This is a genomic window from Pandoraea commovens, assembly GCF_024704525.1.
Classification (GTDB): Bacteria; Pseudomonadota; Gammaproteobacteria; order Burkholderiales; family Burkholderiaceae; genus Pandoraea; species Pandoraea commovens.
In genome coordinates this window covers 5,720,741-5,735,405 of record NZ_CP102780.1, presented here as the reverse complement: position 1 = coordinate 5,735,405, position 14,665 = coordinate 5,720,741, and the positions used below count along the sequence as shown (strand labels likewise).

Annotated in this window: 18 protein-coding genes; 15 read left to right on the top strand and 3 right to left on the bottom strand. The window is 64.2% G+C overall.

Annotated features, from left to right (window positions below; genetic code table 11):
• Nucleotides 1-14: 14 nt before the first annotated feature.
• The 3 genes from NTU39_RS25830 to rsmI form a co-directional block, all read right to left on the bottom strand.
• Nucleotides 15-305, bottom strand: coding sequence for a type II toxin-antitoxin system RelE family toxin (locus NTU39_RS25830; RefSeq protein ID WP_257958858.1), 291 nt, complete (start codon nt 303-305; stop codon nt 15-17).
• Nucleotides 292-534 carry a type II toxin-antitoxin system Phd/YefM family antitoxin gene (locus NTU39_RS25825; RefSeq protein ID WP_150663612.1) on the bottom strand — a complete coding sequence of 81 codons (243 nt, stop codon included), beginning with the start codon at nt 532-534 and terminating at the stop codon, nt 292-294. The genes NTU39_RS25830 and NTU39_RS25825 overlap by 14 nt, the downstream gene beginning before the upstream one ends.
• 181 nt (nt 535-715) lie before the next feature.
• Complete coding sequence (gene rsmI / locus NTU39_RS25820) at nt 716-1,600, bottom strand: 16S rRNA (cytidine(1402)-2'-O)-methyltransferase (protein ID WP_150663611.1); 885 nt, start codon at nt 1,598-1,600, stop codon at nt 716-718.
• A 104-nt stretch (nt 1,601-1,704) separates the two neighbouring features.
• On the opposite strand from rsmI, the gene NTU39_RS25815 reads away from it, so the two are divergent.
• From NTU39_RS25815 to NTU39_RS25745, 15 genes are all read left to right on the top strand, one after another.
• Nucleotides 1,705-2,058, top strand: coding sequence for a YraN family protein (locus NTU39_RS25815; RefSeq protein ID WP_150664165.1), 354 nt, complete (start codon nt 1,705-1,707; stop codon nt 2,056-2,058).
• A 131-nt stretch (nt 2,059-2,189) separates the two neighbouring features.
• Nucleotides 2,190-2,777 carry a phosphoheptose isomerase gene (locus NTU39_RS25810; RefSeq protein WP_039393910.1) on the top strand — a complete coding sequence of 196 codons (588 nt, stop codon included), beginning with the start codon at nt 2,190-2,192 and terminating at the stop codon, nt 2,775-2,777.
• Nucleotides 2,778-2,897: 120 nt separating this feature from the next.
• Nucleotides 2,898-3,695 (top strand): BON domain-containing protein, encoded by a 798-nt coding sequence (locus NTU39_RS25805; RefSeq protein WP_150663610.1) that lies wholly within the window; start codon nt 2,898-2,900, stop codon nt 3,693-3,695.
• Nucleotides 3,696-3,721: 26 nt separating this feature from the next.
• Nucleotides 3,722-4,207 carry a c-type cytochrome gene (locus NTU39_RS25800; protein WP_150663609.1) on the top strand — a complete coding sequence of 162 codons (486 nt, stop codon included), beginning with the start codon at nt 3,722-3,724 and terminating at the stop codon, nt 4,205-4,207.
• An 11-nt stretch (nt 4,208-4,218) separates the two neighbouring features.
• Complete coding sequence (locus NTU39_RS25795) at nt 4,219-5,532, top strand: NAD(P)/FAD-dependent oxidoreductase (protein ID WP_257958857.1); 1,314 nt, start codon at nt 4,219-4,221, stop codon at nt 5,530-5,532.
• A 209-nt stretch (nt 5,533-5,741) separates the two neighbouring features.
• Nucleotides 5,742-7,544 carry a ShlB/FhaC/HecB family hemolysin secretion/activation protein gene (locus NTU39_RS25790; protein WP_150663607.1) on the top strand — a complete coding sequence of 601 codons (1,803 nt, stop codon included), beginning with the start codon at nt 5,742-5,744 and terminating at the stop codon, nt 7,542-7,544.
• Nucleotides 7,545-7,946: 402 nt separating this feature from the next.
• Nucleotides 7,947-8,294: an ArsR/SmtB family transcription factor gene (locus NTU39_RS25785; RefSeq protein ID WP_150577994.1), complete on the top strand. Its 348-nt coding sequence runs from the start codon at nt 7,947-7,949 to the stop codon at nt 8,292-8,294.
• A 32-nt stretch (nt 8,295-8,326) separates the two neighbouring features.
• Complete coding sequence (gene soxC, locus NTU39_RS25780; protein WP_150663606.1) at nt 8,327-9,739, top strand: sulfite dehydrogenase; 1,413 nt, start codon at nt 8,327-8,329, stop codon at nt 9,737-9,739.
• On the top strand, nt 9,723-10,970 hold the full coding sequence (locus NTU39_RS25775) for a c-type cytochrome (protein ID WP_246184493.1): 1,248 nt from the start codon (nt 9,723-9,725) through the stop codon (nt 10,968-10,970). Before soxC ends, NTU39_RS25775 begins: the two co-directional genes overlap by 17 nt.
• Nucleotides 10,971-11,051: 81 nt before the next feature.
• Nucleotides 11,052-11,381 (top strand): c-type cytochrome, encoded by a 330-nt coding sequence (locus NTU39_RS25770; protein WP_150663605.1) that lies wholly within the window; start codon nt 11,052-11,054, stop codon nt 11,379-11,381.
• Nucleotides 11,382-11,489: 108 nt separating this feature from the next.
• Nucleotides 11,490-11,957, top strand: coding sequence for a thiosulfate oxidation carrier protein SoxY (gene soxY / locus NTU39_RS25765; RefSeq protein WP_039393898.1), 468 nt, complete (start codon nt 11,490-11,492; stop codon nt 11,955-11,957).
• Nucleotides 11,958-11,990: 33 nt separating this feature from the next.
• A complete protein-coding gene (gene soxZ, locus NTU39_RS25760) occupies nt 11,991-12,302 on the top strand; it encodes a thiosulfate oxidation carrier complex protein SoxZ (RefSeq protein WP_150663604.1) in 312 nt (103 codons plus the stop codon).
• A gap of 171 nt (nt 12,303-12,473) precedes the next feature.
• Entirely contained in the window at nt 12,474-13,292 is an 819-nt protein-coding gene (gene soxA / locus NTU39_RS25755) for a sulfur oxidation c-type cytochrome SoxA (protein WP_150664163.1), read from the top strand.
• A 19-nt stretch (nt 13,293-13,311) separates the two neighbouring features.
• A complete protein-coding gene (gene soxX / locus NTU39_RS25750; protein WP_150662036.1) occupies nt 13,312-13,962 on the top strand; it encodes a sulfur oxidation c-type cytochrome SoxX in 651 nt (216 codons plus the stop codon).
• A gap of 123 nt (nt 13,963-14,085) precedes the next feature.
• Entirely contained in the window at nt 14,086-14,580 is a 495-nt protein-coding gene (locus NTU39_RS25745; RefSeq protein WP_257960139.1) for a TlpA family protein disulfide reductase, read from the top strand.
• Nucleotides 14,581-14,665 lie beyond the last annotated feature (85 nt).

Sequence of the window (14,665 nt, the reverse complement as noted above, 5' to 3'; positions counted from 1 at the left end):
GGGCGTTCGCGCACCTATGTCAATCGCTCACTGGCGTTGCGGTAGACCTTGAGGTTCTCTCGTTTCCCTACGGCCACGACCAGCACGGTGATGGCTGATTCATTGACTCGATAGATAAGTCGATAGCCCGCTGAGGCAAGTTTGATCTTGTAGCAGTCGGGCATGGCCTTCAATCGACTGCCAGGCACCTGCGGTTGCTGTAAGCGCCTGCGCAGTTTTGTCTTGAACTGGCGTTGGATCGAGGCGTCGAGAGCCTGCCATTCCTTGAGCGCAGAAGGGAGAAATTGCAGGTCATAAGTCGTCAAGCTTCGTACTCACCGGCGTTTCACCGGCGCGTGAACGGATGATGTCGGCGAGGTCGGCGTCGTCCAGGCGTTCGCAGATCGTTTCCCAATCCGCGGCGGGAATGAGATATGCCACCGGCGTGTTGCGATTCAGGATGGCGACGGGACCGTTGGCACGGTTGATGGCGGCGCTGGGGTTTGATTTCAATTCGCTGATTCCGATCGATGCGCTGGCAAGGATGATTTTCATGTCATGTCTCATCAGGCCCGGGGGGAGGCGGCCCATCCGCTTGCGCGCATTGGCCGAGACCCTGAGAACGAGCCAATCATAGGTCGTTTGTCGATTCTCGGCTTTGGGGGATGGCCGAGAATCCCACCAGAGAATTCCGATTTTTTTGTGCGCTTGAATGTGGCGGTCAGACGTCGCTCGATCAGCCGTTTTTCAACGCCAGCGCCCGCTCGTACAGCGCGTTCTTCGGCGCTCCCGTAATCGCGGCGGCGAGCTTGGCGGCGCTCTTCGTCGGTAGCTCCGCGACCAGCAGTGCGAGGATGCGCTGCGCTTCGGCATCCACGCCATCGTCGCTCTCACTTGCCGCCGCACCCGAGACCGCCAGTACGAATTCGCCACGCTGACGGTTCGCGTCCGCCTTCAGCCACGCGACACCTTCGCTCAACGCGCACTCGTGAATGTCTTCGAAGCGCTTGGTCAATTCGCGTCCGATCAGCAGGCGGCGCTCGCCGCCCAGCCCCTCGGCCAGTGCCGCCACCGTCTCCACGATCCGGTGCGGCGCTTCGTAGAACACCTGCGCGGCCGTCGATCCGGTGAGGGTGGCAATCGCCTGTGCGCGCTGCTGCGACTTCGACGGCAGGAAGCCCACGAACGTGAACGTCTCCACCCACGCGCCCGCCGCCGACAGCAACGTGATCACCGCGCTCGCGCCCGGCACCGGTACCACGCCGAGGCCCGCCGCACGCACCGCATCGACCAGTCGTGCCCCCGGATCCGAGATGCCCGGCGTGCCAGCGTCCGAAATGTAGGCAATCCGTTCGCCGCCGCGCAGGCGCTCCACGAGTCGCGTCGCCGCTTCGTTTTCGTTGTGCTGATGGGCCGCAATCAGCGGCTTATCGATGCCGTAACGCTGCAACAACAACGCGCTGTTGCGCGTATCTTCACAGGCGATGGCGTCGACCATGCCGAGGATATGCAGGGCCCGCACAGTGATGTCGGCCGTGTTGCCCAACGGGGTGGCCACGACGTACAGGGTGCCTGGGGGGTAGTGCTGACCCTCGGCCAGCGACATCAGACGCTCATCCATCGCATCGGTCTCCCATACGTGTGGGCACCGGCATGCAGGGCATGACGTGCATCGGAATTCGGACAGTGCCGGCCTTGCCGGTCACGAAAAGCATCGGAACAACCATGTCGAATCAGCTAGGAGTTTCGTTCGAGGGGCGCGCGCAGGCGCTATTGGAGCGGCGCGGCTGGCGGCTCGTCGCCCGCAATTATCAGTGTCGGGGCGGCGAAATCGACCTCATTATGCGGGATCGAACCGGCGTGCTGGTATTCGTCGAGGTGCGCGCCCGTGCGCGCAGCGACTTCGGGGGGGCGGCGCAAAGCATCACGCTCGCAAAGCGGCGACGCCTCACACTCGCCGCCCGGCACTATCTGCTGCGGCGTCCGGCGGCGCGATGCCGCTTCGATGTGGTGACGTTCGACGGGCGTCCGCCCGTGGTGCACTGGCTGCCCGACGCGTTTCAAGCGGACGACCTCTGAGTCGGGGCGCGGCCGAACCCTTGCCCGTCGGCCCTGTTACACTTGCGAAATTGCCGCCATTCAAGACTGACGGCATCTGAACGCCAGCCCACGCAAGGCTGGCAGCTTTTGCGACACCCTGGCAAACGACCATGTCGATCGAACGAATTCAGCAACACTTCACGGATAGCGTCGAGACCAAGCTGGCCGCGCGCGACGAACTGGCTCACCATATCGCCGCCGCTGCGGACGTCATGGTCGAGGCCCTCGCCAACGGCAACAAGATTCTCGCATGCGGTAACGGTGGCTCGGCCGCCGACTGCCAGCACTTCGCCGCCGAACTCGTCGGCCGCTTCGAGCGCGAACGCCCCGAACTGCCGGCCATCGCCCTGACCACGGACTCGTCGATCCTGACGGCCGTCGGCAACGACTACAACTTCGACGTCATCTTCTCCAAGCAGGTCCGCGCGCTCGGCCAGGAAGGCGACGTGCTGCTGGCCATCACCACGTCGGGCAACTCCGGCAACGTGCTCAAGGCGATCGAGGCCGCACACGAGCGCGGCATGCACGTGATCGCGCTCACGGGCAAGGGGGGCGGCAAGACCAACGACGTGCTGGGCGAACTGGACGTGCACATCTGCGTGCCGGCCCAGCGCACGGCCCGTATTCAGGAAGTGCACCTGCTCACGATTCACTGTCTGTGCGACCTGATCGACTCGATGCTGCTTGGCGACGAGTGAACCTATTGTCATCTTAAGGCGTCAAGATCATGTGACGGGCACCGGGTCGCGGGGGCGAGCGGTGCCGACCGGGCGCGGCGGGGGCCGTCCCGTCCGAACATCCTGGAAGGAGAAAGCCCGATGAGTTTCCGACGCGCCCAAAGCGTTCAAAGTCTGCAACGTGTGATTAAGCCGCTGATTGCGGCAGCCCTGATTACCGCAACCCTCGCCGGTTGCGCCCCCATCATCCTCGGCGGCGCCGCGACAGGCGCACTCGTTGCCACTGACCGTCGCTCGGTCGGCGCGCAAACGGAAGACCGCGAGATTCAGGTCAAGGCCGAAGCCAACATCGCCAATACGCTGACCGACGACGCCGTGCACGTGAATGTGACCGTCTTCAACCGTCGCGTACTGCTCACCGGCGAAGTGCCGAACGACGCCACCAAGCAAGCCGCCGTGAACATCGTCAAGCAGATCAGCAACGTGCGCGGCATCGTCGACGAACTGGCCATCGGGCCGAAGAGCTCGTTCGGCTCGCGCTCGAACGACGCGTGGATCACCAGCAAGGTCAAGGCGAACCTGATCAACACGAAGGAAATCTCGGCCAACGTCTTCAAGGTCGTGACGGAGCGTGGCGACGTCTATCTGATGGGGCTGGTGTCGCAGGAAGAGGGCACCATCGGCGCGAACGTGGCGAGCCGCATCGACGGCGTGCAGAAGGTCGTCAAGCTGTATGAATACGTGAAGCCGGAAGAGGCGCAGCGCCTGTCGACCGAAGCCGAAAAGAACCCGGCGCCGGTGCAGGATGACACCAATGCGGCCACGGTCACGACTACGCCCATTGGCAACGACACCGTGACGGCCAAGCCGCTCTCGTCGCCCGCGCCGATCAGCGAAGGACCGGTCAAGCCGGGTCCGTCGAACAAGACCGGCAACTGATCGACGCAGCGCTGCGGAGCTTCTCCTTGCGCATGCTTACCGGGTATTGCCCGGACACACGCCGCCGCAATCGTCCCCTTCGCCGCAAGGCGAGCCGGACGATTGCGGCGGCGTTCGTTTTGACGGCAAGCCTTGGGTTTGCCGTATCGGAGGTTGCTTCGGCAGCCGAGGCGTCGCCCGCTTCGGGCGTACGCGCGGCGTCACCGGTGTACGTGGCACCTTCTGCGGCGCAGTCTTCGCGCGCAGAACCGGACTGGCAGGCGCGCGATTGGGCGATGGCTTGTATGAGTTGCCACAACGCGTCGGCCCCGGTCAGCGCGGGGAAGGCGACGCTGACCGTGCTAGACGGACGTCCGGCGGCAGAGTTGATGGACTCGCTCCGATCCCTGCGTGATGGAAAGCGTCCCGCGACGCTGATGCCGCAACTGCTCAAGGGCTATCGCGAGGACGAATTGCAGCGCATCGCCGCGTACTTCGCTGCGCAGCCCCAACCCTCTGCTTCGTCCCGATAGGCCGCCCGCGCATGCACCGCCGCCAATTCCTTCTCGGCCTGAGTTCGACGGCCGCGCTCGCCGGAACGGTCGGCATGTCCATCCCGTGCGCTGCATCCGCTGCGCCACTCTGGCCGACGCCTGTCAAAAGCCGCGCCCGCGTGGTTGTCATTGGCGGCGGGTTCGGCGGGGCAACGGCTGCGAAAGCGCTGCGCGTGCTCTCCGGTAACACGATCGACGTCACGCTCGTGGAACCGAATCCCGCCTTCGTTTCGTCTCCGTTATCGAACCTCGTGGTCGGCGGCAACCTGCGCGTAAGCGACCTCACGGTGCCATACGGCCGGCTCGTGTCGCGGCACGGCGTGGCCTGGCGACGCACGCGTGCCACTGCCATCGACGCGGCGCGCAAGCAGGTCAAGCTGGCGGACGGCGCAAGCCTCGCCTACGACAAGCTGATCGTCGCGCCCGGCGTCTCGCTTCGTCGCGACGCCATCGCCGGTCTGAACGATGCCGCGACGCGCGAGGCGTTGCCCGTCGGCTGGACGGACGCGCGCGAGACCGCCACGCTGCACGCGCGGCTGAAGGCGATGCCCGACGGTGGCGTGTTCGCCATCACGATTCCCGAAGCGCCGTTCCGCTGTCCACCCGCGCCCTACGAGCGCGCGTGTCAGGCGGCGGCATGGCTGCGACAGCACAATCCGCGCGCCAAAGTGCTGATCTTCGACGCCAACAACGAAGTGCTGGCCGAAGCGGAGCAGTTCCACGACGTCTGGCGAACCCAATTCGCGGACATGGTCGAGTACCACCCGCAGTTCAACTGCACGGAGGTCGTGGCCGACGGCAAGACGCCGCTGGCGCGCTTCGAGCTGGGTGAGGAAATCCGCGCCGACGTGCTGAACGTCATTCCGCCGATGCGCGCGGGCGACATCGCCGTGCAAAGCGGACTGGCGACGGCCAACGGTCGCTGGTGCGACGTCGACTTCCTGACCTTTGCCTGCGCTGCGCAACCCGACATCCATATCCTCGGCGACGCCATCCAGATCGCGCCCCAAATGCCGAAATCGGGTCACATGGCCAATCAGCACGGCAAGGTCTGCGCGGCGGCCATCGTCGCGACGTTAGCCGGCCGTCCCGTCAATCCCGAACCGCTATACAGCAACACTTGCTACACGTTCGTTTCGTCCACCGAAGCGATGCACGTCGCCAGCGTGCATCGCTATGACGCAGCGCAGCACACCATGATGCCGGTGCAAGGCACGGGCGGCGCGTCGCCACGGGCCACGCAAGAGGAATTCGCGCTGGGACTCGCATGGGCGCAGGGTATCTGGGCCGACATGCTGGCCTGACGCCGTGTTCAGGCGGGTTTGGGCGACGTTCGACGCGGTCGAATCGCGTTTGGAGGAGAGTCTCTAAGCGGCGCAACCTACGTCCTTACGACGCGCCCGACGCACGTGTTGTCGGCGCGCTGCAATCCCCCGGTTTCCCCCGTTGACGGGGCCTTACCCCTCGCGGTTACACTGGCTCCACGAAAAAATAAGCGTTGGGGGGCATAGGGATGGCGTATCGCCAGGGAGAGTCCCGTCTTGCGTCACGCGTCGCGCGTGAGGACTCGGTCAAGTCTGTTCGCAATCGTGATGTCGTACACCGCAATACCGTACGCCGAAGTGCCGTACGTGTTGCCGAGATCGTCGCCGTATCGCTTTGCTCCCTGAGTCTGCTCGGCACGCAGTACGCCTGGGCCGATGCCAGTCCGGTGCGCGGCGATCCGATGCAGAGTCTGCCGAAGATCGAAGCGCCCAAAGCCGCACCGGCCACCATCCACATCCAGCCGCCGACACAGGAAGACGCGCTCAAGTCGTTGCTCGCGCGCAAGATCACCCCGCAGCGTTTCGGTATCGAGGGCGTGAAGTCGCTGCCGTTCGAGCAGATCGCGGCGCTGTTCTCGCCGATGGCTGGCAAGGAAGTCACCGTCGGCGATCTCGTCGAGAAGGCCAATCAGGTCACGAAGATGTATCAGGACGCGGGCTACCTGCTGTCGTTCGCCTTCGTCCCCGCGCAGGATTTCAACGACGGTTTCGTACGCGTGACTATCGTCGAAGGGTATATCTCCAGCACGAAGATCAGCGGCAAGCCCGGGCCGTCGGAGCAGCGGTTGCGCGACATCGCCGCGCACATCGAGGCGGAGCGTCCGCTCAAGCGCGCGACCTTCGAGCGCTATCTGAATCTGCTCACGCTTGTGCCCGGCATGAAGATCAAGGCCGACGTGCAGCCACCCACGCAGACCGATGGCGCGACCGAACTGTCGCTGGACGTGCAGCGTCAGCCCGTCGCGCTGGGCACGTCGCTCACGTATAACAACCCGGGCATTCGCGGCGTTTTCACCGTCACGAGCAACGCGCTCACGCCGCTGGGCGAACAGATCCAGTTGACGGCCATCGCCCCGAAGGGACACAACGACGAAGAGTTCTACGCAGCGTCGTACGTACAGCCGCTGGGCTCGAACGGGCTTCAGGCGCGGCTCGACGCCTCGCACTATCGCGGCCAGCCGGACGATCAGGCGCTCGCGGGCCTCACGCGTCACCTCGACACCAAGCGCGTCGCGGTGAGCTTGTCGTACCCGATCCTGCTCAACAACCAGCGCAGCCTGACGGTCAGCGGCGGCATGTATGGCGTGAACTCCCGCGACCGTTACGAAGTGCCGAACTCGCCGAACAACATCAACTCGCAGACGAACGTTCGCGCCGGACAGGTGCAACTGGCGTACAACGAAGTGACCGAGAAGCAAACGCGCAGCGCCACGCTGGGCGTCTTCAAGGGCTTTAACGGGATGGGGGCGAGCCAGTCGTACACGACGCAGCCTGCGGGCATCCAGCAGATTCTCGGGCCGTACGATCTCGCCTTCTGGCGCTTCAACCTCGACGCCAAGCAAGGGTTGGTGTTGCCGTGGGACTTCGGTGTCGTCGTCTCGGCGGGCGCGCAGTACAGCAGCAACACGCTGCCGACGTCCGAGCAAGCGACGTTCGGCGGTCAGCGCTACGGTCTGGGCTATCCGGCGGGTGAAATTGCGGCGGACAAAGGCTGGGGCGCATCCATCGAGCTGAACCGCATGTTCCGCACCGATTTCCGGTATCTGAAGACGATTCAGCCGTATCTGTTGCTCGACACTGCCCGCGTCTATCTGAACGCCGGTCAGTTGTTCCACAATCAACTGGCGTCCGTGGGCCTCGGTGTGCGCATCTCCGACAGCAAGTACTACACGCTCGACCTGTCGGTCGCCAAGCCGATGGCAGACGCGCCGACCAACTCACCGAACCGTCCGGTGCGCTTTAACGCGAACTGGTCGTATCAGTTCGAATAAGCGGGGGACCGCCAGGTCCGGTAGGATGCTGCGGGGCGACGCTCGTGCAATATCTGCATGAGCGTCGCCCCGATTGTTTGTGTCGTCCCTCATCAATTTTCTTATCAGGTTTTTCCCTGATGCCGATGCTCCCTCGGTCTTCGTGTGTTCCGACGCGTCTTCTGACGCCGATGGCGACGTGCGTCTCGCAGTCGATTGCAGTGTCGCGCGCTATATCCAGCCGTATACACGGAAACTTCGCCTTTTCGGACGCCCGCGATCATCGCGCAGCCGATAGATCGGTGTCCGATATGTTGCAGTGCAGCTTGCTTCCTTCGCCCATTATTTTGATTATCCGTATATGCGTATGTAGGCATATACGAAATTCTATGTGCCTTCGCACGAACTTGAAGACTGACCGTCATGGAAGAACTCGATCGCGTATTCGAAAAGGTGTCGCACTACTTCAGCCTGCTGTCCGAGCCGACGCGGCTGAAGATCCTGCACGCGCTGTGCGGGGGCGAGCGCTCGGTGAACGAGGTGGTGACGGAAGTCGGGTCGTCGCAGACCAACGTGTCCCGGCATCTCGGCGCGATGTATCAGGCGGGGGTGCTCTCGCGGCGTCGCGACGGGAACCAGGTGTACTACACGATTGCGGATACCGGGGTGGTCGAGATCTGTCGCGCCGTGTGCGTGCAGGTGGCTGGCCGAATCGAGGAGGAAGCGCTGCCAGAGCGTGCCGTCGATGGCTTCATGCCACGCGGAAATTAATACATAAGCTGTAACCCGCCAGTGTCCTCGCGATGCTGGCGGACGCCACAAAACGCGAGGAGACAGGGGTGAGCAAAACAAGCGATGACAAATCGCGAGCCGGCCGTTTGCGCCGGGCTCCGGAGAATTTCATCGACGGCACGTTCGCTGCCGACGTCACGCGCGACGGGTTGAACCCCTCGCGACGCGGCTTTCTGCAACGCAGTTTCCTCGCCGCAGGCGCGGCACTCGCGGGCGGTGCGGCATTTGCCGCCGACGCGCCCAACGGCGTGCCGGGTGCCGGTGACCCGATGATTCTCGAGCCGCGCCCGTGGGCCACGTCGCTTGGCCAGCCGGTGGCGGCACGTCCCTATGGCATGCCGTCGAAGTACGAGGCGAACCTGCAACGGCGTCAGTCGCCGGGGCTTACGCAGACGGCGCAGGCCTCGGTCGCCTTCACGCCCCTTCAGGGCCTGTTCGGCATCATCACACCGAGTGGCCTGCACTTCGAGCGTCATCATCAGGGCTGGCAGGAGATCGATCCGACGCAGCACCGACTGATGGTGCACGGCCTCGTGCGCGAAGCGAAGGTGTACACGATGGACGACATCATGCGACTGCCGTCCGTCTCGCGCATGCACTTCATCGAATGCGGAGCGAACACCGGCATGGAGTGGGGCAATGCCGCCGTGCCGACCGTCCAGTACACGCACGGCATGCTGTCGTGCTGCGAGTTCACCGGCGTGCCGCTGTCCGTGTTGCTCGACGATGTGGGCGCAGACACGAAGAAAGGCCAGTTCGTGCTGGCTGAAGGGGGCGACGGCTCCGGCATGACGCGCACCATCTCCATGGAGGCGGCGCTCTCGGACGTGCTCGTCGCCTGGGGGATGAACGGCGAAATGCTGCGCCCGGAGAACGGCTACCCACTGCGTCTGGTGGTGCCGGGCGTGCAGGGCGTGTCGTGGGTGAAATGGCTGCGTCGCATCAAAGTCGGCGACGCGCCGTGGAATACCAAGGATGAAACCAGTCACTACGTCGATCTGATGCCCGACGGCCAGCACCGTCAGTACACGTCGATTCAGGAGTGCAAGTCCGTCATCACGTCGCCCTCGGGTGGACAGGCCCTGCTCGACCGGGGCTACTTCAATGTGACGGGCCTTGCATGGTCGGGCAGAGGACGGATCAAACGCGTGGACGTCTCCACCGATGGCGGCAAATCGTGGCGCGCCGCGCGGCTCGAATCGCCGGTGCTCCCGAAATGCCTCACGCGCTTTAACTTCGACTGGCAGTGGGACGGCTCGCCCGCCTTGCTGCAAAGCCGTGCCGTCGACGAAACCGGCTTCGTGCAACCGCGCTACAGACAACTGCGCGAAGTGCGCGGCACCAAGTCGATCTATCACAACAATGCGATCCAGACGTGGCAGGTGGCAGCGAACGGGGAGGTGACCAATGTTCACGTCGACTGAGCGCATGCCGATGCGCGTGTCCATGAGAACGCTGCGCCGTCGCGCGCAATCCACCGCGATTGCTGCGCTCTGGGCCGGTGCGCTGGCCGTCGCGGGACTGACCGTCGCCACGTGGTTTGCAACGCCTGCACACGCCGCGAAGGCAACGCAGGCGTCGCAGGCCGCCTCCGTGACGTCGGCGACGCCTGCATCGCCTATCAAAGCCCCGGGCGGTATCGGACGCGACGCCACGCCCGCAGAACTCGGCGCGTGGGACATTGACGTACGTCCCGATTTCAAGGGGCTCCCCAAGGGGCAAGGTTCGGTCGCCGACGGGCAGAAGCTGTTCGATGCGCGCTGCGCGTCGTGCCACGGCACGTTCGGGGAGAGCAACGAGGTCTTCAATCCACTGGTGGGCGGCACGACGGCCGACGACATCAAGACGGGCCACGTCGCCTCGCTGCGCGCAAACAATCAGCCGGTGCGCACCACGCTCATGAAGGTCGATACGGTCTCCACCATGTGGGACTACATCCGTCGCGCCATGCCGTGGAACGCGCCGCGCTCGCTCACACCCGACGAGGTGTACGCGGTGACGGCCTACATCCTGAACCTCGGCGAGATCGTGCCGGCGGACTTCGTGCTGTCGGATAAGAACATCGGCGACGTGCAGAAACTGATGCCCAATCGCAACGGCATGACGCGTGCGCACGGCATGTGGCGCGTGGGCGACAAACCGGATACCCATAACAAGGCGTGTATGCAGGATTGCCCTGAGGCTGGTATCGTGACGTCCGCACTCCCTGCGTACGCCCGCGACGCACATGGAGATCTGGCCGCGCAAAACCGGGTCATCGGCCCGGTGCGTGGTGTCGATACGAAGCTGCCGCCGCTGTCGGGCACCGCCGCGCAAAATGCGTCGGTGCGCAGGACTGCGGCTCTCGCCACGCTCGGTATGGCGAGTCCGGACGCGCCGGCCCAAACCGCCGCTGCGACGTCACCGGCAGCAACGCTTGCGGATAAGAACGGTTGTCTGGCCTGTCACGGCGTTACCGACAAGAAGATCGGGCCCGCCTTCTCGGAGGTCGCCGCCAAGTACCATGGGCAGTCGAATGCGACTGATGTACTGGTGGCGAAGATACGTGCCGGAGGTGCCGGTAATTGGGGCAGCATGCCTATGCCGCCGCAATCACAGGTTGCAGAAACCGATATCCGTACGATGGTCGACTGGATTCTTCGTGGTGCACATTGAGCGGGCAGGGTGTCCGACGGATGCGCCGACTCTCCAGGCCGCCGCAGGACCCCGTCCCCAACACAAACCGAAGGAGTAAGAATGAAGAAGATGCTCATCGCTGCGGCCATGCTTGCCGGTACTTCGCTGGCTCATGCAGGTGTCGATGTCGCCGCTGCGACCAAGCTCGCGCAAGCCAACGCCTGTATGGGTTGCCACGCGGTCGACAAGAAGCTCGTGGGCCCGTCGTATCAGGAAGTCGCTGCCAAGTACAAGGGCGACAAGGATGCGGTGGCCAAGCTGGTCAAGAAGGTGAAGAGTGGTGGTTCGGGTGTCTGGGGGCCGATCCCGATGCCGGCTCACCCGAATATGTCGGATGCTGACGCCAAGATCCTGGTGGATTGGGTTCTGGCTGGCGCCCCGGCGAAGTAAGCAGGGGCAGGGGGCTCGCCGGAACATCGGACGAGCGAACGGCGGCCGGCGTCACGCATGAAGTGTTCAGACGTGCGCCGGCGGCCTTCAAAGAGGAAACACACAGAGATGAACCAACAGCGACGCGACATGCTGCGGTTTTCCGCGGTAATGGGACTGGCGGTGGCCGCCGGGCTGATCAAGCCCGAAGAGGCCCGCGCGGCACAGGTGGAATGGAATAAGGCGGCGTTTGCCACCAAGAGCGTGGCCGATACGGTCAAGGCGCTCGGCGGCACGAGCGCGAGCCCCAGCGACCTGGTCGTGCTGACGGCTCCCGACATCGCCGAAAACGGCGCGGTCGTGCCGGTGGCAGTGACGAGCAAGGCCCCGAATACGCAATCGATCGCCATCCTGATCGAGAAGAATCCGAACACGCTCGCCGCGTCGTTCGATATTCCCGACGGCACCGAGCCGTCGGTCACCACGCGCGTGAAGATGGGCCAGACGTCGAAGGTCTACGCGCTGGTCAAGGCAGACAACAAGTACCTCGTGGCCGAGAAGGAAATCAAGGTCACGCTGGGTGGCTGCGGCGGTTGAGCGACGCATCGAATAAGGCTAGAGGAGCACAACATGGGTAATCCGATGCGCATTCGCGCAACCGAGGCCGGCGGTGTCGTCGAAGTGAAGGCGCTGATGAGCCACATCATGGAAACCGGCCAGCGCAAGGACGCTTCCGGTAACATCGTCCCCGCACACTTCATCCAGACGGTCACGGTCACCTGCAACGGCAAGACGGTGCTGACGGCCGAATGGGGTCCGGCCGTGTCGAAGGATCCGTTCATGTCGTTCAAGTTCAAGGGCGGCAAGAAGGGCGACAAGGTCGCGGTGACGTGGACCGACAACAAGGGCGACTCGCGTACCGACGAGGTGACCGTCGCCTGACAGGCGATGCCGGGAAGCTGTGCGGTGGCGCTCGCGGGAAGACGAAACGCGTCTGCCCGTGGTGCGCCGAACAACCCACAAAAAGAGGAGAGTCAGATGCTAGAGGCGCAACATAGCGCACGGGTGAGCACCCCACGCGACATCACATCGGCGGCATGGCTGCGCCGTACCGTGCTGGGTGGCCTGCTCGCCATTGCGGGCGTTGGCGTGCCCGTCGCCACGCTCGTCGGCACCGCAAACGCGGCCGACAACTCGACGGCCGACGCCATCGCGCAATATCGCGAAATGCTCGCCGACGGCAACCCGGCGGAACTTATCGAAATGCGCGGCGAAGAACTCTGGAAGACGCCGCGTGGCCCGAACAACGTGTCGCTCGCGCAGTGCGACCTCGGGCTCGGCGCCGGTGTCGTGAAAGACGCCTACGCGCAACTGCCGCGCTACTTCCCGGATACGAAACGTGTGCTCGATGGCGAGTCGCGCATCGTCGAATGCATGGTGAATCTGCAAGGCTTCAAGCGCGCGGACGTCATCAAGCAACCGTTCTCCAAGGAAGGCCAGGATCCGACCGATCTCGAAGCGCTCACCGCTTACGTGGCAGGTCAGTCGCGCGGTGCACTCATTCGCGTGCCGCAGTCGCACAAGGAAGAGAAGGAAGCCTACGCGCGCGGCCAGAAGATTTTCTATTACCGTGCCGGTCCGTACGACTTCTCGTGCGCCTCGTGCCACGGGGCGGACGACAAGCGCATTCGCTTGCAGGATCTGCCGAACCTGACCAAACCGGCGGCCGCACGTCAGGCCTTCGCGACGTGGCCGGGCTACCGTGTCTCGCAAGGCGCGCTGCGCACGATTCAGTGGCGCATGTACGACTGCTTCCGTCAGCAGCGCATGCCCGAGCTGAACTACGGTTCGCAGGCGTCGATCGATCTGATTACTTTCCTCGGTGTGATGGCCAACGGCGGCAAGATGGACGCCCCCGGCCTGAAGCGCTGACCGATTGCGAGGCACACCCATGAAATCATTCGCATTGCGCGCGACGTGTGTCGCGCTGGCAGCGGCCGGGGCTCTCGTCGTCGGCGCAGCCTTCGCTCAGGATGACGGCGTGAAGCGCGTCACCGGCACTACCGACGCGGCCGTCGTGCAGGAACTGCGCGACTCGTTCCGTGGCTCGGGCATCGCGCAGCTCGATCGCATCGATCAGAGCGAATTGCAGAAGCTGTGCACGCAGTACGCGACCAAGCCGATGCCGGCGAAGATCGCCGAGCGTCTGCAAAAGGCCGAACTGGCGAACGTCAAGGCACCGGCGGACGGCAAGTACCTCGGCGACTGGAAGGAGGGCGAGAAGGTCGCCCAGAACGGACGCGGCATGCAGTTCACCGACAAGGCCGACACCGTCAACGGCGGCAACTGCTACGCCTGCCATCAACTGACCAAGAGCGAGATCTCGTTCGGCAACATCGGTCCGTCGCTCTATAACTACGGCAAGCTGCGCGGCGATTCGCCCGAAGTGGTCAAGTACACGTGGGCGAAGGTCTACGACTCGCACAGCTACATGGCCTGCTCCAATATGCCGCGCTTCGGGGCGGCAGGCATCCTGACGGAAAAGCAGTTGAAGGATGTCATGGCACTGCTGCTCGACCCGGCCTCGCCGGTCAATCAATAAGGCGATTGTCCTTTGCCGTGCGGGCGGAGGGGCAACCTCCGCCGACGGCTTCCGGAGTGCCGCATGACTTCCCTATTTGACGCTTTCGCCCGGTCTGAACGGCCCGGCCGTGTGCGCGCACGCATGGCGCGCGCTGCTAATGGACTGGCCATCGTGTTGAGTGCGGTGGCGATGCTCGCGAGCGCGCCTGCGCAGGCGTTCGAAGTCGGCGACACCGTGACACTGCCGTCGCTCACGTTGCTCGATGGCAAGACGCTGCCCGCCAGCGCCTTCAAGGACCGCACGGTCATCGTCGAGTACTGGGCGTCGTGGTGCCCGTTCTGTGCGCAGCAGAATCCGCACGTGCAGAAGCTTTACGAAGCGACGCGCGGCAAGCCGATCCAGATCGTCACGCTGTCCATCGACAAGAAGCCGCAAGAGGCTATCGATTACATCAAGGCGCACGGCTACACGTTCCCCGCCGGGATGGAGACGGACGCCTGGCAGGCGGCGCTGGGCAAGCGTCGCGGGTTGCCGGAGCTGTACGTGATCGGACGCAACGGCAAGGTCTTGCGCAAGGAAGTCGGCGAGATGTTCGGTGAGGACGTGGCGGCGCTCGCGGACTACGCAGGCAAGTGAACTGGCGCGACGAGCGAATCGACGCAAAAGCCAACGCGCACGAATAACAGCGGCGACGCATTGTGAGATGCGTTCGCCCCGCAGA

Excerpts from the sequence above, each read along its gene's own strand:
- NTU39_RS25825 (WP_150663612.1), bottom strand. The coding sequence starts at position 534 with ATGAAAATCATCCTTGCCAGCGCATCGATCGGAATCAGCGAATTGAAA.
- soxX (WP_150662036.1), top strand. The coding sequence starts at position 13,312 with ATGAAATCATTCGCATTGCGCGCGACGTGTGTCGCGCTGGCAGCGGCC.
- NTU39_RS25745 (WP_257960139.1), top strand. The coding sequence starts at position 14,086 with ATGGCGCGCGCTGCTAATGGACTGGCCATCGTGTTGAGTGCGGTGGCG.
- NTU39_RS25785 (WP_150577994.1), top strand. The coding sequence starts at position 7,947 with ATGGAAGAACTCGATCGCGTATTCGAAAAGGTGTCGCACTACTTCAGC.
- soxY (WP_039393898.1), top strand. The coding sequence starts at position 11,490 with ATGAACCAACAGCGACGCGACATGCTGCGGTTTTCCGCGGTAATGGGA.
- NTU39_RS25790 (WP_150663607.1), top strand. The coding sequence starts at position 5,742 with ATGGCGTATCGCCAGGGAGAGTCCCGTCTTGCGTCACGCGTCGCGCGT.
- soxZ (WP_150663604.1), top strand. The coding sequence starts at position 11,991 with ATGGGTAATCCGATGCGCATTCGCGCAACCGAGGCCGGCGGTGTCGTC.
- NTU39_RS25770 (WP_150663605.1), top strand. The coding sequence starts at position 11,052 with ATGAAGAAGATGCTCATCGCTGCGGCCATGCTTGCCGGTACTTCGCTG.
- rsmI (WP_150663611.1), bottom strand. The coding sequence starts at position 1,600 with ATGGATGAGCGTCTGATGTCGCTGGCCGAGGGTCAGCACTACCCCCCA.
- NTU39_RS25815 (WP_150664165.1), top strand. The coding sequence starts at position 1,705 with ATGTCGAATCAGCTAGGAGTTTCGTTCGAGGGGCGCGCGCAGGCGCTA.
- NTU39_RS25775 (WP_246184493.1), top strand. The coding sequence starts at position 9,723 with ATGTTCACGTCGACTGAGCGCATGCCGATGCGCGTGTCCATGAGAACG.
- NTU39_RS25810 (WP_039393910.1), top strand. The coding sequence starts at position 2,190 with ATGTCGATCGAACGAATTCAGCAACACTTCACGGATAGCGTCGAGACC.
- NTU39_RS25795 (WP_257958857.1), top strand. The coding sequence starts at position 4,219 with ATGCACCGCCGCCAATTCCTTCTCGGCCTGAGTTCGACGGCCGCGCTC.
- soxC (WP_150663606.1), top strand. The coding sequence starts at position 8,327 with ATGCTGGCGGACGCCACAAAACGCGAGGAGACAGGGGTGAGCAAAACA.
- NTU39_RS25805 (WP_150663610.1), top strand. The coding sequence starts at position 2,898 with ATGAGTTTCCGACGCGCCCAAAGCGTTCAAAGTCTGCAACGTGTGATT.